We start from the raw sequence: 16,471 nt of genomic DNA on the forward strand, positions 1-16,471 counted from the left end.
ATCGTATAATTTTTGAGCGCAGTTACCACCCGAAAAATCAACCCCACTGTTCTAGAAAAATACTAGGGACATCTATAGCATGAATGAATTGGTTAAACGAGAGGATATTCTCGCTAGAGCCGAAGATAGAAGAAATTTATGTAGAATTATGTCTTGGGCGCATCTTTATGTGTCAATTCGTTGGTCTCACACTAATTTATATATCGGTATTCCTAGCACCGTTTTAGCGGCCGCTGCTAGTGTGCAAGCGATCGCAGATTTGCAAGCGGAAAATGGCGCCAGCTATGGATTATATATTGTATTTTCAATTATGGTGGCGAGTTTGGCTCCTTTATTGACTTTTCTCAATCCTATGGATAGGGCTAGTAACCACTTGGCCGCTTCTCGTGTCTATGAACAAATGGGAGATGCTTATGATAAATTCTTGCTTTATTGTCTCGTTAATCCCCAGGATCTGATTGTTGAACTGGAAAAATTAGTATCCTTAAATGAGCAGTATAATGAACTTAAAAAACCTCTACCAATTACCCCGGAATGGGCTTATAAAAAATCTGTCAAACAGTCTAAAGATAAAAATTTGGTCGCCACTTTTGCTGAGAATTATGATGGCAAAGTCAATGTAAAATAAGCCTAAACATCCTGCCATGATACCTGATTTAGAAGGTTTAGAAATTAGCCGAGGAGAACTTAAACACCTCAGCGGACTGGGTATCAACCGAGTCTACCGACCTGCTACTGTTAAAAAGTTGTTCCATGAGGCATTAAAAACTTTGCTGGCTATGGGTTTAGTCTTACTCAGTTATGGGATACTAATTGGGATTTTTCCAGCGGATCAAACGGTTTTGGTCGTCATTCATGCGATCGCCTGTTTGGGGTTAATTGTTGATGATGCACTGAAAATTATCACAACTTGGCGGCATAAATCTTTAATAGCTATTTGGATGCAAGTTGAGCGATATAATAGAATTATTCATGCGATCGCCTTTTGTGATCAACTGGAAAATGCCGGAAATCCTACCGCTAAAGTCACTGACCGTTCCCAAATTCTTAGCGCCTTGAAAATGATTAGGGAAGAATTGGTTAGAACCCTTAATACAGAGGCAATGATTCGCCGGAATCGTTCCTTAATTAAACAATCGTCCCATCTGTTTCCCTGTGATGTTTCTAATTTAACGATACCTCAATGGCAAGACTCTACTACCCCTGATCATCAAATGTTAGCAGAAGCCTGGGATATTGCTATGGCTGTGGAAGCTATAGTTATCAAATCTGTTAAGCTACGGGATAAGTATCTTTAACATTAACCATCAAACCAACAGCCAAATGAAGATGAAATCACCTACTGCTACTTTACTGGTTTTCTGTCCAGACCGTCGTGGACTGGTGGCGAAAATTGCCAATTTTATCTACTCTAATGGTGGCAATATTATTCACGCTGACCAACATACTGATGCTTCAGCTCAATTGTTTTTAACTAGGATTGAATGGGAGTTAAAAGACTTTAATTTACCCAGAGATGTCATTGGGCCTGCTTTTAGTGCGATCGCCAAACCTTTAGAGGCAAATTGGCAACTACATTTTTCTGATACTATCCCCAGAATTGCTATCTGGGTGACTAAGCAAGACCATTGTTTATTAGACCTATTATGGCGATGGCAAGCTCAAGAAATTCCGGCGGAAATTCCCCTAATTATTAGTAATCATCCCGACCTTAAACCTATTGCGGATCAGTTGGCGATCGCCTTTCATCATATCCCCATGACTCCCGACACTAAAAACGCACAAGAAGCCCAGCAGCTTGAGTTATTAAGACAACACAAAATAGATTTAGTCGTTTTAGCTAAATATATGCAAATTCTCAGCCCTCAATTTGTTAGTAGTTTCCCTTCAATTATTAATATTCATCACTCTTTTTTACCTGCTTTTCCCGGAGCAAATCCCTATCAGCGCGCCTATGACCGGGGGGTAAAAATTATCGGTGCTACCGCCCATTATGTCACTGCAGATCTCGATGAAGGACCTATAATAGAACAAGATGTTGTTCGTGTCAGCCACCGAGATACAGTTGCTGACCTAGTTCGCAAAGGCAAAGATTTAGAGCGATTAGTATTATCTCGCGCCGTCCGTTTTCACCTCCAACACCGTGTTTTAGTCTATGGTAATCGCACCGTAGTTTTTGCTTGAAATTAGCCGAATCATGTCAGATTTGATCTGGTAGGCTAACCGGGAAAGTTTCCCCGTTAAAAGTTACGCGATCGCCTTCTATTAATTTTCGTCCCCGTCTAGTTTCTATTTCTCCATTAACCATTACATAACCCGACTGAATAAAAGCCTTAGCTTGTCCGCCACTTTGCACTAACCCCGACCGTTTCAAAAACTTATCTAGTTTGATGTTTTGTTCTGTAACTTTCACCACCATTTCCTCAATTTAATTTCTCAATTTAATTTCTCAATCCACTCAGGAATTACCTCAAGAGAACCATACCACTTTCCTGGAGATCTGGGAGAATGCCAAACATTATCTAAGGTGATATTTTCAGCCCCTTCTAAATGGGCAGCCTCAATAGGTGTAATGCCATCACCCCAAGTATTTCCCACCCCCACAGTTATTTTATAGCTGTTATAAGCTAGTAATTGTCCTCGCTTACGTCCCCCCATAATCGCTTTACCAGCTATACAAATATAGCGGATATCTTCATAGAATGCACCCGGATAATTAAACTTGACAAAATCCAAATTTTTGCGAGTCCATTGTTCCTGACTAATATGGGGAGTGCCCAAGGTGATGAGACTCTTTATATATGGTCGCGCATTCCACAAACCCTGGGTATCTTCCTTAACATCATTATGAATAGTATAGGGTTTTTCTCCCATATAAATTCTGGCAATCCAACCCCCAGCAGAATGACCAATTAAGTTAACTTGATCAGAACTATACTCAAGCCTAGTTTGCTGTACCGTCGTATTAATTTTACGCAAAATCGGCACCATTGACCTACCGCCAACTGTCGGCAACCAATCGCGTTTTTTGATGGGAACAATATGGGTCGGTATTCCCTCCCTTTGCAGGAATTGTCCTAACTCCTGATAGTCTTTGAATGAGGCAAAATAGCCGGGAATAATCACAGTAGGTCTGGGCATTTTTCAGCAATTAAATCCTTTTGAGTCCGTTGAGCAGTTGGCAAATCTTGGCGATCGCCTCCAAGACTTAAATCAAATGATACAATGAAGCGTTTACCCTTGTCGTTTTGTGCGAGTACAGATTGGTGTCAAGGGACTTAATGCGATCGCTTTTTTGTCCTAGGTGGGAATTTGTACTTATTTTGTCCATTTTCCCAGTAGGCTGTCATCCATTGGGCCAGTATGATAACTTACTCATTGCTTTCTGCTCTGGGACGGTTAATTCGGCTAGTGCGATCGCTTAATTCTGTTGGGTACTGCCTATATTGATTTAGGATTGTGTAAATCAGCTTCATTAGTTCGTTGTCTCTGGAGTTAACCTCTGATATCAGTTTCTGGTTTTGCTTCATTAACTGCCAGACTAAAAAAACTGTAATGCCATCAGTTCCCAGTTTGACTATATCTGGTAATACATTAGAGTCCATTGTTGTTGATTTCGTTGTCTCTTAAATGAAGTCCATGATCATCAGTTGTTTTAGTTAAATATTTTTCAATATGTCTGAAAACCAGCCAGATTATTTTTCTGTCTTCTCTAGTATTAGGGGTCGAGATAGACCTCACGGTCTACCCCTCCCATTCAGCAGCAGAACCGTACATGAGACTTTCACCTCATACGGCTCCTAGTTTGACCGTCTCCTTATTAAGAGTACAGCATCATCTCTTCATCAAGAGCTGTTTTATCATCGTGACAATGGCGATGTAATAGTTGAAGATTCTTGTATTCATCCTTTCCGCCTTGGCTTCTAGGTACAATATGGTCTACTTCAATAAAGTCTGACGGGGTAAAGAATTGCCCACACCAGGTACATCTACCTTTTGGTTTCTTGAGTAGTTTTGCAACTCTATTTGGCTTATCGATTGCTTGTCCTTTCCTGTTTGCCCAGTAAGTCCAATTTCCGTCATAAAGTGTTGCTTCCGGGCGTATTAGGGTGTGTCTGACAATTGGAGTCCACTTATGTTTCCATAATTGGATTCCATCTTTGGTTTGGAATAACCAAGATTCATGCCTTTCTTTCCCATTGCTAAGTTTAACCATTCCATGTCTGAAATAGTTTCCTAGCTTTTCGTAACTTGCCTTTTGGCATCTTGATTTTGTCCATGCCCGTAACATTTGCCAAACTATGTTGTCTAGCTTATTGAAGGTCTCTGTTGAGACTACCGCTGAATAATAATTTGTCCATCCCCGAATCATCGGGTTTAGATGTTTAATCAGGGCTGATTGAGGTGCAGTTTTAGATTGTTTGATTACACCTTTTATCGCTTCTGTGTGGGCAACTGCTTTTTGGCTGGGTTTTATGTGGGTTTTATGTCCGATTAATCGGCTCTTATGTCCCCCTGTTTTTCCAGACTTGTATTTTCCTACTGGGTATTGCCTGATATTGAATCCGAGAAAATCAAACCCAGGTTCTTCTGTTTTGCCATTAGACTCAATAGGTTTGAGTGTGTGACCAATTCGAGTCTTTTCGGGTTTAATCTCTAATCCTACAGGTTTTAACCATTCGGTGATAGCAGTTTTGCACTGTTCAATGATTCCTAGGTCTTTGGATATGACTACAAAATCATCGGCGTATCGTATTACCGTGGCAAATGGTTTTTTGTTGGTATTATTAGGATACATTTTTTCTATTAACCTAACCATCCCCAACACTGCGATGTTGGCGAGTATTGGACTTATTACCCCTCCCTGGGGTGTCCCTGCTTCCGTATCCTCAAATACACCGTTATCTAGAACGCCTGCTTTGAGCAATTGTTTCAGGTCTCTTTTTAGGCAGCTTGGACAATGAATTTTGGACAGTAGGTAATCATGGTTTATTCGGTCAAAACATTTTGCTATATCAGCATCCAGTACATAATATTCACCCTTGTTGATACTTGAGTAAATTCGTGCTATTGCATCTTGGGCTGACCGTCCGGGACGGAACCCGTAGCTTGTGCTTTCAAATCTCGATTCCCATTCAGGTTCGAGAGCCGACTTAACCAAGGCTTGCCTTGCTCTATCTTGGATTGTGGGTATTCCTATTCCAGCTTTTTTCATCCCTGCCAGGTTTTGGAATCCACACCCGTCGCAGTGGTTTTGCTTTGAGGTTTCCTTTGATTTTCTCGGTCATTTCTAGCCTTTGTTTAGGGGATATTGCTATCACACCATCTACTCCAGCCGTCTTTTTGCCTTGACCCGCTTGGGGGGGCGGGTTTATTAAGCTGACTGTTGGGAAGCATGGCTGACCGTGGAACCCGCCCCTACAGTCGCACTGCTAAGAGTCGGGCATAATATGATTTCACCAATAGACGTTGCCACCTTCTTACCTTTGCGTCCTGTCCCGATTTAGCTGCTTGAAATATACTCTTTTGGAGCTTGAAAACTTTCCGTTGAACCTTAGTCCATGGGATGGCCTTCCATGCGTTGTTCGTAGTCTTGATTGGTCTGGTTTTGCCAAATCCTTTCTTTAAACTCGCTATCGCCATTTGTACACCTACTTGACTCTATTTCTTTACACTCAAACCGTGACCTGTTAGCATATCCCTACCATTACAGTCGGGCGTTGGCTTCTGGTCACATCTCACATCCTCCGAGACTTGCGGTTACACTTATCCCTACTGATATTTCGACCAAATAATCAGAGTCTAGGAGGACTTAAAACGTTCCATTTATATGGGCATTCCATCTTTAGATTTGTCCTTTCCACCGGGGTACTTTTAAAGGTCTGTGTAGGTGATAAAAAGATTTCCCTACTTTTCCCCTTACTCTTTTGAGCGCAGCGTATCAACCTGTTTCGCTGCTCAATAATGACGATGGTTCAAGCCGGACATTCGGTTTCCCTAATCATGGATGGTTGGCAGTGGTCGCATCTGGTAGTAGGTTCTACTTCACCCCTTCCGTTCCCCGCTTCAGTCCTGGGGTTATGATTCCCAAAACTGGGGGTGGCTATCGCCGTTACTCTTTACTCCCTGATTTCTCAGTTGGTTCATGACCTTAAGTTCCCTGCCTTGTTTGGATTTTTCCAAACGTCGGGACATATAAACAGTTATGAGGATGGTCAGGAGTGCGCTCCTTATATTCAACCAAGGGGTATAAATCCTCACCAGGCAGTTATTTCGGGCATTGCAGCCCTATTTCATGCCTGAACGTCTCGCACCTCTTTTCTTATTGAAGCTGCTAATCTATTGATGTCTTATGTATTTTGTTTAACAGTTGTGTGTAGTTCAGAATATTTAGCGGATATAGCACCAGACAGGAAAGTTAGGACGTATAATGGAGAGGACGAGATGACTAAGAAGACCAAAAATGCCAGCCCCCTATAGTTACGACCTCAGACAAAAAGTTATTGATGCAATTGAACTAGACGGTATGCCCAAAACAGAAGCCAGTCAAGTTTTCCATGTCAGCCGGAACACCATTAATCTCTGGCTGCAAAGAAAAGCACAGACCGGAGACTTCCTCCCTAAACCTAATCACCGACCTGGCAATAACCACAAAATTACCGACTGGCATAAATTCAAGGCTTTTGCCCAAGAGCATGGCGACAAAACCTCCGCTCAAATGGCTGAACTTTGGGATGACGACATCTCTCCTCGCGCCATATCCAGAGCCTTGAAGAAAATTGGCTTCACCAGAAAAAAAACTTACGGCTACCAAGAACGTGATCAGCAACAGCGAGAGGAGTTTATTGCTCAGATTGAACATATGGAGCCACAATGAAGTGGTCTACCTCGATGAAGCCGGCATGAATAGTCAGGACTCGGATTACCCTTATGGTTACTGCGAGGAAGGAAAACGCTTCGATGCCCTCAAATCAGGGAAGAGGCAGGGCAGGGTGAGCTATATGGCCGCATGGTGTCATCAACAACTCTTAGCCCCCGATCGCTTTGAGGGTTGTTGTAATCGGACAGTGTTTGAGCTGTGGTTGGAGTTCATCTTAATTCCAACACTGAAGCCAGGTCAGACTCTAGTGCTAGACAATGCAACGTTTCATAAAGGGGGACGGATTCCTGAGCTAGTGGAGGCGGCTCAATGCCGTTTGCTCTATCTACCACCTTATTCGCCAGACCTCAACAAGATAGAGAAATGTTGGTCGTGGTTGAAAGCCCGCATTCGCCATTGCACGTGAGCAGTTTGATTCTCTCGATGATGCCATGGATTCCGTTCTCCCAGCTGCGTCCTAACCACCTTGACTAATGCTATAATTTGAGGAAATTTGCACAGGATTTGCGAAGACCGTCGCCAATTCCGCCAGATTGACCGTCTTGGCTTGAAACAGCGCCATCAGGAACAGGCAGGCAAAGTTTCATCTCGCCCCGTGCCAGGGCAAGTGAGGGCGCAAAGTGTCTCGTAATCGGTTAAGCTCGTTCATGAGAGGGAAGTTTGGTTTGCGGTAATTCCGATCTAACCCTCTCACCCTAACTTGGCGCTACCCCCCCCACCCCTCGACTTTCGCCTCAGCCCGGAGCGCCCCCTTCAGCATTTTCGGCTAGATTCCCTTTTGGCTAAGACTTTCAGCTTTTTTGTCCTGTACTGAGGTGGCAACCCTATTTCATGCCTGAACGTCTCGCACAAGTGGTTATATTTAAACTTATGACCTCTTTGTGTCGCCAGCCAATAAGCGAAAGTAATTCACAAAAATAAGGCGAAAAATCGGGTTGAATCTACTCGGGTGGATTCCATGTTATCGCCCACACTTTTACAATCTCTAAACATCATTTCGATACCCCATCGCGCTTGATAAATTTGCTTAACCAGCTGGGTATTGTCAAGTTTGGTTAGTAAATACCACGTTTCTTTTACCTTTTTTCCACGATGATTTTTTTGCCCATAAACTCCTAGGTTAAATCCCTGAATAGGTTCAGATTTTTGAAAGGTTACATTTTTTAAAAAGGAGGATTTGCAAAATTTCTATTCCTGGGCTTTTAAAGACTTGCATGGATGGTTTTCTGTGGCTACAAAAGCGCTCTTTTTATGGCTAAATACAACGTCTACCCCTCTGGCTATTAGCCAGTCTGCTAGTTGGGCGCTATTAAATTCGCGCGTCTCCTATTACCACAACCGGATAAGGTTTTAAAAGAGCTAGTACCGGCTCTAATACTCGTTTCTGTTCCCGAAAATAACTACTGCCCAACTTGAAGAGTAGCTCCCCATATATTGGTAAAGCATGATTTCCAAAAATTATCGTGACCATCAGGAGATTCCGGTCTCTCCATTGAGTGCTCTCGATAGCAACCGCTACATAGTTTTTTGTTTTAAAACTTAATCTTGAGCGCTTTATCCTTTGTTCTATATTTAAATGTTTTTCTCGAAATTCAGATTTTAAAGCGGCCTTGATTATCGGAAACCACAGCAATTTAGCCGAAAGTTGGGGGAGTTTCAGAAATCGCTGGATATTTCGGATTCGACTCTTGTATTGAATGGGTTGGGGAAATAAGTTTGCGAGGGTTGATAATCTGACTTGCCGATAACTTTGAAGCATCATAACGAAGAGTTCTAAGGTCTGTGCTTGACTCTCGCTCAAATGGATTCGTAATAGTTTCTGGTATAACGTCTTTAGCATTAGCATTTTTGGTCAGGGTAGCTCCAAGGGCCACCCGCTTTTTGACGACCTCTCCATTATCTCAAACAATTGCCCCATCTGGGTTTTCCCTCCGTTGTCACCCTCTCAGGCTTGAGGGTCTCGAGTTAGACATCCCACCCGATAGCAGTTGAATTTCCATAATGAGAATTACTGGTTTCTTTAGAGAAATTCTGTACAAAATCTGATGCTGTGATAGTATCTGGGTGGATTTGTCCGAGTACGGGCGGGTTCTCCAATCATCCTCTATCTTGACCAGATTATTGGTGAACCTGCCCCTACGGCTTAATTGTCTTTTGTGTGTGGTGGAGAAGATTCCAGGAGTGCTCAATAGGATGTCAACAGGATATTCAAGCATTAGTGTAGGGCGAGGTCAACTAGACCCTCTACGGATTGGGGTAATTGGTGTTGGCAATATGGGACAGCATCACACGCGGGTTCTCAGTTTGCTGAAGGATGTACAACTGGTGGGAGTTTCCGATGTTAATGTGGAACGGGGACTCGACACAGCCAGTAAATACCAGGTTCGCTTTTTTGAAGATTATCGGGATTTGTTGGAATATGTGGATGCGGTTTGTGTGGCGGTTCCCACCCGTCTACATCACTCGGTAGGAATGACTTGCCTCAAGGCCGGAGTTCATGTGTTGATTGAAAAACCCATCGCTGCTAGTATTTCCGAAGCAGAGTCTTTAGTCAATGCAGCCGCAGAATATCAGCGCATCCTGCAGGTCGGACATATTGAAAGGTTTAATCCGGCTTTTGCTGAACTTGGTAAAGTCTTGAAAACTGAGGAAGTTTTGGCTTTAGAAGCACATCGCATGAGTCCATACTCCCACCGGGCTAATGATGTGTCGGTGGTGCTGGATTTAATGATTCATGATATCGACTTGTTAATGGATTTAGTCCCCGCCCCGGTGGTGAAGTTAACTGCTAGTGGCAGTCGTGCTTCAAATTCGGGTTATCTTGATTATGTGACGGCTACTTTGGGTTTTGGTAATGGCATTATTGCCACTCTCATCGCTAGTAAAGTCACCCACAGGAAATTGCGATCTATTGTAGCTCATTGTAAAAATTCCCTCACGGAAGCAGATTTCCTTAATAATGAGATTTTAATACACCGCCAAACTACGGCGGATTATGTGACTGACTATGGCCAGATTCTCTATCGTCAGGATGGATTAATTGAAAAAGTCCACACTAGCAATATTGAACCTCTCCATGCGGAATTAGAGCATTTTGTCAGTTGCGTTCATGGTGGAAATCAGCCGTCAGTAGGGGGAGAACAAGCCTTAAAAGCCTTGCGATTGGCAAGTTTGATTGAACAAATGGCTTTGGATGGTCAGGTCTGGTCGGCGAGAGAACTACCATATCCTATCAACTCCCCGACGGTTCAAGTCGGTTGATAGCTGATATCCTCGAAGATGCTCTCCCCCGGGAAACAGACCCACCGAGTGGCTCTCTCTCGGTCTCCCAGAGGGAGCCTTAAAAGTCTCTTGACCGCGAGGGCAGTTTAGATGTACATATCGGAATTACCGCCCCACTGAAAATATCTGTTCTCCGGTCAAGTTTAATTAGAGGAAAGGTGGCGATACAGCATCTTCTACTTTAGGCGATCGCAGAATATCTTGACCTCTAAATAAATAACAGGCTTGAACTTTCGGTAAGCCAGCCCCACCAGTTTCTGCTATGGGAACATCAATTAGGGGTCCACAATGGAGTCGCCTCCATCCCCTCCCATTCAGAACCGTACGTGAAAGTTTCCCTTTATACGGCTCGTAGGGTGCGTCACATCCCGATAATTGAAATAGACTGGAAGCGTTTACCGTTGTCTTGGAATTGTATAGCACTAGTCAATACGGTTAGGACGCAGCCTTGAGAACAGAATCCATGGCATCATCGAGAGAATCAAACTGCTCACGTGCAATGGCGAATGCGGGCTTTCAACCACGACCAACATTTCTCTATCTTGTTGAGGTCTGGCGAATAAGGCCGAAGATAGAGTAAACGGCATTGAGCTGCCTCCACCAGTTCAGCCTGCCGCCCCCCTTTATGAAACGTTGCATTGTCAAATACTAGAGTCTGACCTGGCTTCAATGTTGGAATTAAGATAAACTCCAACCACAACTCAAACACTGTCCGATTACAACAACCCTCACCTCAAAGGTAAAGGGAGCTAAGAGTTGTTGATAACACCATGCGGCCATATAGCTCACCCTGCCCTGCCTCTTCCCGGATTTGAGGGCATCGAAGCGTTGTCCTTCCTGGCAGTAACCATAAGGATAATCCGAGTCTTGACTATTCATGCCAGCTTCATCGAGGTAAACCAACTCTTCCGGCTCCATATGTTGAATCTGAGCAATAAACGCCTCTCGCTGTTGCTCATCACCTTCTTGGTAGCCGTAAGTTTTTTTTCTGGTGAAGCCAATTTTCTTCAAGGCTCTGGATATGGTGCGAGGAGAGATGTCGTCATCCCAAAGTTGAGCCATTTGAGCGGAGGTTTTGTCGCCATGCTCTTGGGCAAAAGCCTTGAATTTGTGCCAGTCGGTAATTTGGTGGCTATGACCAGGTGGGCGATTAAGTTTAGGGAGGAAGTCGCCGGTGTGTTCTTTTCTTTGCAGCCAGAGATTGATGGTGTTCCTGCTGACATGGAAAACTTGACTGGCTTCGGTTTTGGGTATACCGTCTAGTTCGGTATTGCACAGTGAGGAATGATGAAGAGAACGGAGGAAGTTGTCCATGCTTCAAATAATAGATAAGTAAGCGAATTGATTTGTACAACATCTCAGTGGACTTGGAATAACACAAAGTTTTGCGATGTAGCCTGGCTAAATAGTGCCTCAGACGGCAGTTTTCTCCTTCTACTCTTGTCATAGCCGTTTTGCTGACTAGATGATTGCAATCCTCAATTAAGCAAGGATAAACTTTGTATCCGTCCGTAATATATAGAAAACAAGCCCAGCCCTGAATCATTTGCCATAATGTGGTAAAAGGTGCGAGACGTTCAGGCATGAAATAGGGCTGCAATGCCCGAAATAACTGCCTGGTGAGGATTTATACCCCTTGGTTGAATATAAGGAGCGCACTCCTGACCATCCTCATAACTGTTTATATGTCCCGACGTTTGGAAAAATCCAAACAAGGCAGGGAACTCAAGGTCATGAACCAACTGAGAAATCAGGGAGTAAAGAGTAACGGCGACAGCCACCCCCAGTTTTGGGAATCATAACCCCAGGACTGAAGCGGGGAACGGAAGGGGTGAAGTAGAACCTACTACCAGATGCGACCACTGCCAACCATCCATGATTAGGGAAACCGAATGTCCGGCTTGAACCATCGTCATTATTGAGCAGCGAAACAGGTTGATACGCTGCGCTCAAAAGAGTAAGGGGAAAAGTAGGGTAATCTTTTCATCACCTACACAGACCTTTAAAAGTACCCCGGTGGAAAGGACAAATCTCAAGATGGAATGCCCATATAAATGGAACGTTTTAAGTCCTCCTAGACTCTGATTATTTGGTCGAAATATCAGTAGGGATAAGTGTAACCGCAAGTCTCGGAGGATGTGAGATGTGACCAAAAGCCAACACCCTGCTGTAATAGTAGGGATATGCTAACAGGTCACGGTTTGATTGTAAGGAATAGAGTTTAGTAGGTGTACAAATGGCGATAGCGAGTTTAAAGAAAGGGTTGGGAAAACCAAAACCAATCAAGACTACGAACAACGCATGGAAGACAATCCCATGGACTAAGGTTCAACGGAAAGTATTCAAGCTCCAAAAGAGTATATTTCAAGCAGCTAAATCGGGACAAGACGCTAAGGGACGAAGATGGCAACGTCTATTGGTGAAGTCATATTATGCCCGGCTCCTAGCAGTGCGACTGTAGGGGCGGGTTCCACGGTCAGCCATGCTTCCCAACAGTCAGCTTAATAAACCCGCCCCCCAGGCGGGTCAAGGCAAGAAGACAGCCGGAGTTGATGGAGTAAGAGTAATCTCTCCAAGACAAAGGTTTGAGCTTGTGGAGAACATTAAGGGAAATATCAAAGCAAAACCACTGCGACGGGTGTGGATACCAAAACCTGGCAGGGATGAAAAAAGCTGGAATAGGAATACCCACAATCCAAGATAGAGCAAGGCAAGCCTTGGTCAAGTCGGCTCTCGAACCTGAATGGGAATCGAGATTTGAAGGTACAAGCTACGGGTTCCGTCCCGGACGGTCCGCCCATGACGCAATTGGCAGAATTTATATTGCCATAAATCGAGGACAATATTATGTTCTCGATGCCGATATAGCAAAATGCTCTTACCGTGAACCATGATTACCTACTGTCCAAAATTCATTGTCCAAGTAGCCTAAAAAGAGACCTGAAACAATGGCTCAAAGCCGGCGTGCTAGATAACGGTGTATTAGAGGATACAGAAACAGGGACACCTCAAGGAGGGGTAATAAGTCCAATACTCGCCAACATCGCACTGTTGGGAATGGAAAGGCTAGTTAAAGAAATGTATCCTAACAAAGGAACAACCACTCAGATAAACCTTATAAGATACGCCGATGATTTCGTGGTAATCTCCAAAGACCTAGGAATCATTGAACAGTGCAAAACTGCTATCACCGAATGGTTAAAACCTGTAGGATTAGAGATTAAACCCGAAAAGACTCGAATTGGTCACACACTCAAACCTATTGAGTCTAATGGCAAAACAGAAGAACCTGGGTTTGATTTCCTCGGATTCAATATCAGGCAATACCCAGTAGGAAAATATAAAACTGGAAAAACAGGGGGACGTAAGAGCCGATTAATCGGACATAAAACCCACATAAAACCCAGCCCAAAAGCAGTTGCCCACACATAAGCGATAAAAGGTGTAATTAAACAATCTAAAACTGCACCTCAATCAGCCCTGATTAAACATCTAAACCCGATGATTCGGTGATGGACAAATTATTATTCAGCGGTAGTCTCAACAGAGACCTTCAATAAGCTAGACAACATAGTTTGGCAAATGTTACGGGCATGGACAAAATCAAGATGCCAAAAGGCAAGTTACGAAAAGCTAGGAAACTATTTCAGACATGGAATGGTTAAACTTAGCAATGGGAAAGAAAGGCATGAATCTTGGTTATTCCAGACCAAAGATGGAATCCAATTATGGAAACATAAGTGGACTCCAATTGTCAGACACACCCTAATACGCCCGGAAGCAACACTTTATGACGGAAATTGGACTTACTGGGCAAACAGGAAAGGACAAGCAATCGATACGCCAAATAGAGTTGCAAAACTACTCAAGAAACCAAAAGGTAGATGTACCTGGTGTGGGCAATTCTTTACCCCGTCAGACTTTATTGAAGTAGACCATATTGTACCTAGAAGCCAAGGCGGAAAGGATGAATACAAGAATCTTCAACTATTACATCGCCATTGTCACGATGATAAAACAGCTCTTGATGAAGAGATGATGCTGTACTCTTAACAAGGAGACGGTCAAACTAGGAGCCGTATGAGGTGAAATTCTCATGTACGGTTCTGCTGCTGAATGGGAGGGGTAGACCGTGAGGTCTATCTCGACTCCTAATTCAGCAATGAGCGGTCGCCTATGACAAACTTCAGAATTCCAGGCAGTTTGGTATTCACAACTGTCCAGACCCAGATGGTTTTTTTTGAACCCACAAAAGTCTGAAGCTCATCAATTTGAGCTATTTCAGGAATTTCATAGTTTTCCTCATCACATCTGGGTTTCTGCAACTCTAACCCAGTTAAGTATTGTGTTGTGAGAAATACCAGTGACTCTCTCAATGGCTCGAAATCCCATGCCATTGAGGGACATTTTCACACAAAGCTCTTTGACATCAGAACTGTAACCTCCAGGACAGGGATTTTCTCGAAATTGGCGACCACATTCACGGCACAGGTAACTCTGTTTTCCCTGACGATGACCATTTTTGACTACTTTATGGCTTTGGCAATAAGGACAATCCATCTTGATTTATTTGAGAATATCATTTTCTATTATGCAACACCTCTAGTTCAATTGCATTAATAACTTTTTGTCTAAGGTCGTAACTGTAGGGGGCTGGCATTTTGGGTCTTCTGTAGATATCCTTGCCATTATACGTCCTAAATGTTCTGTCTTGTGCTATACTTTCAGCAAGTTTAATCCTTTGCCTTGGTGAGATTACTCTCATTCCATCGACCCCGGCTGTTTTCTTGCCTTGATTATCTTGAGTCACTCGTCGCACTGCTAAGAGCCGTGCATAATATGACTTCACCAGTAGACGTTGCAACCTTCTTGCCTTTGCATCCTGTCCCGATTTAGCTGCTTGAAATATCCTCTTTTGGAGCTTGACAACTTTCCTCTGGACTTTCGCCCAGGGGATTTGTTTCCATACAAACGCACGTCTTGATTGGCTCTGATTTCTCAAAACCTTTCTTTAAACTCGCTTTCGTCATAGTAACTCCTACTAGACTCTATTCATGCAATCAAACCGTAACCTGTCAGCATATCCCTGCCATTACAGCAGGGCGTTGGCTTTTGGTCACATCTCACTTCCTCTAGGACTTGCGCTTACATTTGTTACTACTGATATCTCGACCAGATATTCATAGTCCAGGAGGATTTAAAACGTTCCGTTTATATGGGCATTCCATCTTTAGACTTGTCCTATCCACCGGGGTACTTTTAAAGGTCTGTGAAGATGGTATATAAAAACCTCTTCTTTTCCCCTTGCTCTTTTGAGCGCAGCGTGTCAATCTATTTCGCTGCTTGCTAATTACGATGGTTCAAGTCGGAACATTCAGATTTCCTTAGTCATGGATGGTTGGCAGTGGTCACATTTTTGGTAGTAGGTTCTACCTCATGCCTTCCGTTCCCCGCTTCAATCTGACGGGTTATGAATCCTAAAACTGGGGGTGGCTATCGCCGTTACTCTCTACTCCCTGATTTCTCAGTTTGTTTATGACCTTGAGTTCCCTGCCTTGCTTAGATTTCTCCAAGCGTCGGGACATATAAACAGTTATGAGGATGGTCAGGAGTGCGCTCCTTATATTCAATCAAGGGGTTTAAATCCCCACTAGGAGGTTATTTCAGGCATTGCAGCCTTATTTGGTCTCCTAAACGTCTCGCACTTATCAATTAGCCTAGCCTCTGGTGATTGTTGGGATCACAGTCGCCGTAATAAGTGTATAATAGGCACTTAGTCTCACTCATCCTAAACTATGCTGTTAAAGTCTACAACCCGTCACATTCACATTTTGACTGCGGAACTTCAGGATAACGAAATCATTCCCAGTGAAGAAAAATTGACCATTGACATTGACCCAGATAATGAATTTAACTGGAATGATGAAGCCCTGCAACAAGTCTATCGAAAGTTTGATGAGTTAGTCGCAGCATCGGAAGGGGAAGATTTGACAGAATATAATCTCCGTCGCATTGGATCAGATTTAGAGCATTTTGTGCGATCGCTTTTGCAATCCGGTCAAATCTCCTATAATCTCGGTACTAGGGCGGTCAACTATAGTATGGGACTGCCGCGAGTAGAAACCCCATCCTAAAATTAATCGTGCGAGACGTTTAGGCATCAAATAGGGCTGCAATGCCTGAAATAACAGCAAGCGTGAGGGTTCCAGCTCGTAGCTGGATATAAGAAGCTCGCTTCTGACCAACCTCATAACTGTTTATATGTCCCGACGCTTGGATCAATCTAAGCAAGGCAGGGAACCCAAGGTC

At 43.6% G+C, this 16,471-nt stretch carries 16 protein-coding genes and 7 pseudogenes; 11 read left to right on the forward strand and 12 right to left on the reverse strand.

The annotated features are described in order from the left end of the window. Positions 1 to 79: 79 nt before the first annotated feature. From N39L_RS16880 to purU, 3 genes are read left to right on the forward strand one after another with little or no spacing between them, the layout of a single operon-like run. Positions 80 to 628 carry an SLATT domain-containing protein gene (locus tag N39L_RS16880; protein ID WP_006619350.1) on the forward strand — a complete coding sequence of 183 codons (549 nt, stop codon included), beginning with the start codon at positions 80 to 82 and terminating at the stop codon, positions 626 to 628. Positions 629 to 644: 16 nt separating this feature from the next. Next, on the forward strand, positions 645 to 1,298 hold the full coding sequence (locus tag N39L_RS16885; RefSeq protein ID WP_006619349.1) for a hypothetical protein: 654 nt from the start codon (positions 645 to 647) through the stop codon (positions 1,296 to 1,298). A gap of 31 nt (positions 1,299 to 1,329) precedes the next feature. Continuing rightward, positions 1,330 to 2,184, forward strand: coding sequence for a formyltetrahydrofolate deformylase (gene purU / locus N39L_RS16890; RefSeq protein ID WP_006619348.1), 855 nt, complete (start codon positions 1,330 to 1,332; stop codon positions 2,182 to 2,184). Positions 2,185 to 2,200: 16 nt separating this feature from the next. Here purU and N39L_RS16895 read toward each other — a convergent pair whose 3' ends face one another. From N39L_RS16895 to N39L_RS16920, 6 genes and pseudogenes are all read right to left on the reverse strand, one after another. Continuing rightward, on the reverse strand, positions 2,201 to 2,419 hold the full coding sequence (locus N39L_RS16895; RefSeq protein ID WP_006619347.1) for an RNA-binding S4 domain-containing protein: 219 nt from the start codon (positions 2,417 to 2,419) through the stop codon (positions 2,201 to 2,203). 17 nt (positions 2,420 to 2,436) lie between these two features. Next, on the reverse strand, positions 2,437 to 3,141 hold the full coding sequence (locus N39L_RS16900) for an esterase/lipase family protein (protein ID WP_006619346.1): 705 nt from the start codon (positions 3,139 to 3,141) through the stop codon (positions 2,437 to 2,439). Between the two features lie 230 nt (positions 3,142 to 3,371). Continuing rightward, entirely contained in the window at positions 3,372 to 3,605 is a 234-nt protein-coding gene (locus tag N39L_RS16905) for a hypothetical protein (RefSeq protein WP_035737841.1), read from the reverse strand. A 215-nt stretch (positions 3,606 to 3,820) separates the two neighbouring features. Next, positions 3,821 to 5,215: a group II intron reverse transcriptase gene (locus N39L_RS16910; protein WP_014275804.1), complete on the reverse strand. Its 1,395-nt coding sequence runs from the start codon at positions 5,213 to 5,215 to the stop codon at positions 3,821 to 3,823. Continuing rightward, positions 5,175 to 5,397, reverse strand: a pseudogene (locus N39L_RS16915) (HNH endonuclease). The gene N39L_RS16910 and the pseudogene N39L_RS16915 overlap by 41 nt, the downstream one beginning before the upstream one ends. 21 nt (positions 5,398 to 5,418) lie before the next feature. Next, positions 5,419 to 5,643: a reverse transcriptase N-terminal domain-containing protein gene (locus tag N39L_RS16920; RefSeq protein WP_014275805.1), complete on the reverse strand. Its 225-nt coding sequence runs from the start codon at positions 5,641 to 5,643 to the stop codon at positions 5,419 to 5,421. 820 nt (positions 5,644 to 6,463) lie between these two features. Here N39L_RS16920 and N39L_RS16925 point away from each other — a divergent pair. Then, positions 6,464 to 7,341: pseudogene (locus tag N39L_RS16925) on the forward strand (IS630 family transposase). A 17-nt stretch (positions 7,342 to 7,358) separates the two neighbouring features. Here N39L_RS16925 and N39L_RS16930 read toward each other — a convergent pair. Further along, positions 7,359 to 7,529 (reverse strand): annotated as a pseudogene (locus N39L_RS16930) (IS4 family transposase); the annotation flags it as partial. A gap of 200 nt (positions 7,530 to 7,729) precedes the next feature. Further along, a pseudogene (locus N39L_RS16935) lies at positions 7,730 to 8,720 on the reverse strand (IS4 family transposase); the annotation flags it as partial. Positions 8,721 to 9,073: 353 nt separating this feature from the next. On the opposite strand from N39L_RS16935, the gene N39L_RS16940 reads away from it, so the two are divergent. Then, positions 9,074 to 10,141 carry a Gfo/Idh/MocA family protein gene (locus tag N39L_RS16940; RefSeq protein ID WP_006616252.1) on the forward strand — a complete coding sequence of 356 codons (1,068 nt, stop codon included), beginning with the start codon at positions 9,074 to 9,076 and terminating at the stop codon, positions 10,139 to 10,141. 456 nt (positions 10,142 to 10,597) lie between these two features. Here N39L_RS16940 and N39L_RS16945 read toward each other — a convergent pair. Next, positions 10,598 to 11,476: pseudogene (locus N39L_RS16945) on the reverse strand (IS630 family transposase). Next, positions 11,454 to 11,735 (reverse strand): annotated as a pseudogene (locus N39L_RS16950) (IS1 family transposase); the annotation flags it as partial. The pseudogenes N39L_RS16950 and N39L_RS16945, both read right to left, overlap by 23 nt. Positions 11,736 to 12,398: 663 nt before the next feature. Between N39L_RS16950 and N39L_RS16955 the strand changes: the two are divergent. The 5 genes from N39L_RS16955 to N39L_RS33340 all read left to right on the forward strand — a co-directional run bounded on the left by N39L_RS16955 (position 12,399) and on the right by N39L_RS33340 (position 14,215). After that, positions 12,399 to 12,623 carry a reverse transcriptase N-terminal domain-containing protein gene (locus N39L_RS16955; protein ID WP_014275810.1) on the forward strand — a complete coding sequence of 75 codons (225 nt, stop codon included), beginning with the start codon at positions 12,399 to 12,401 and terminating at the stop codon, positions 12,621 to 12,623. 21 nt (positions 12,624 to 12,644) lie between these two features. Beyond that, positions 12,645 to 12,866, forward strand: coding sequence for a hypothetical protein (locus N39L_RS16960; protein ID WP_014275811.1), 222 nt, complete (start codon positions 12,645 to 12,647; stop codon positions 12,864 to 12,866). Further along, the gene (locus N39L_RS16965; RefSeq protein ID WP_014275812.1) at positions 12,826 to 13,056 is read left to right on the forward strand and encodes a reverse transcriptase domain-containing protein; all 231 of its coding nucleotides are present in this window, start codon (positions 12,826 to 12,828) and stop codon (positions 13,054 to 13,056) included. Before N39L_RS16960 ends, N39L_RS16965 begins: the two co-directional genes overlap by 41 nt. Next, on the forward strand, positions 13,046 to 13,594 hold the full coding sequence (locus N39L_RS33335; protein ID WP_014275813.1) for a reverse transcriptase domain-containing protein: 549 nt from the start codon (positions 13,046 to 13,048) through the stop codon (positions 13,592 to 13,594). The genes N39L_RS16965 and N39L_RS33335 overlap by 11 nt, the downstream gene beginning before the upstream one ends. Before the next feature lie 150 nt (positions 13,595 to 13,744). Beyond that, complete coding sequence (locus N39L_RS33340; protein ID WP_014275814.1) at positions 13,745 to 14,215, forward strand: HNH endonuclease; 471 nt, start codon at positions 13,745 to 13,747, stop codon at positions 14,213 to 14,215. A 104-nt stretch (positions 14,216 to 14,319) separates the two neighbouring features. Here N39L_RS33340 and N39L_RS16975 read toward each other — a convergent pair. After that, positions 14,320 to 14,722: pseudogene (locus N39L_RS16975) on the reverse strand (IS1 family transposase); the annotation flags it as partial. 19 nt (positions 14,723 to 14,741) lie between these two features. Then, entirely contained in the window at positions 14,742 to 15,164 is a 423-nt protein-coding gene (locus tag N39L_RS16980) for a reverse transcriptase N-terminal domain-containing protein (protein ID WP_014275816.1), read from the reverse strand. Between the two features lie 793 nt (positions 15,165 to 15,957). Here N39L_RS16980 and N39L_RS16985 point away from each other — a divergent pair. Further along, entirely contained in the window at positions 15,958 to 16,296 is a 339-nt protein-coding gene (locus N39L_RS16985) for an NAD(P)H-quinone oxidoreductase subunit M (RefSeq protein WP_006615757.1), read from the forward strand. Positions 16,297 to 16,471: the final 175 nt, after the last annotated feature.

This window comes from Limnospira platensis NIES-39, assembly GCF_026000695.1.
In the GTDB taxonomy this organism is placed as follows: domain Bacteria; phylum Cyanobacteriota; class Cyanobacteriia; order Cyanobacteriales; family Microcoleaceae; genus Limnospira; species Limnospira platensis.

Bases quoted from the DNA above. Each gene is read 5' to 3' on its own strand.
- N39L_RS16885 (WP_006619349.1), top strand. From the start codon at position 645: ATGATACCTGATTTAGAAGGTTTAGAAATTAGCCGAGGAGAACTTAAA.
- N39L_RS16910 (WP_014275804.1), bottom strand. From the start codon at position 5,215: ATGAAAAAAGCTGGAATAGGAATACCCACAATCCAAGATAGAGCAAGG.
- N39L_RS16940 (WP_006616252.1), top strand. From the start codon at position 9,074: ATGTCAACAGGATATTCAAGCATTAGTGTAGGGCGAGGTCAACTAGAC.
- purU (WP_006619348.1), top strand. From the start codon at position 1,330: ATGAAATCACCTACTGCTACTTTACTGGTTTTCTGTCCAGACCGTCGT.
- N39L_RS16965 (WP_014275812.1), top strand. From the start codon at position 12,826: ATGAAAAAAGCTGGAATAGGAATACCCACAATCCAAGATAGAGCAAGG.
- N39L_RS16985 (WP_006615757.1), top strand. From the start codon at position 15,958: ATGCTGTTAAAGTCTACAACCCGTCACATTCACATTTTGACTGCGGAA.
- N39L_RS16895 (WP_006619347.1), bottom strand. From the start codon at position 2,419: ATGGTGGTGAAAGTTACAGAACAAAACATCAAACTAGATAAGTTTTTG.
- N39L_RS33340 (WP_014275814.1), top strand. From the start codon at position 13,745: ATGTTACGGGCATGGACAAAATCAAGATGCCAAAAGGCAAGTTACGAA.
- N39L_RS16880 (WP_006619350.1), top strand. From the start codon at position 80: ATGAATGAATTGGTTAAACGAGAGGATATTCTCGCTAGAGCCGAAGAT.
- N39L_RS16955 (WP_014275810.1), top strand. From the start codon at position 12,399: ATGGCGATAGCGAGTTTAAAGAAAGGGTTGGGAAAACCAAAACCAATC.
- N39L_RS16920 (WP_014275805.1), bottom strand. From the start codon at position 5,643: ATGGCGATAGCGAGTTTAAAGAAAGGATTTGGCAAAACCAGACCAATC.
- N39L_RS16905 (WP_035737841.1), bottom strand. From the start codon at position 3,605: ATGGACTCTAATGTATTACCAGATATAGTCAAACTGGGAACTGATGGC.
- N39L_RS16960 (WP_014275811.1), top strand. From the start codon at position 12,645: ATGCTTCCCAACAGTCAGCTTAATAAACCCGCCCCCCAGGCGGGTCAA.
- N39L_RS16900 (WP_006619346.1), bottom strand. From the start codon at position 3,141: ATGCCCAGACCTACTGTGATTATTCCCGGCTATTTTGCCTCATTCAAA.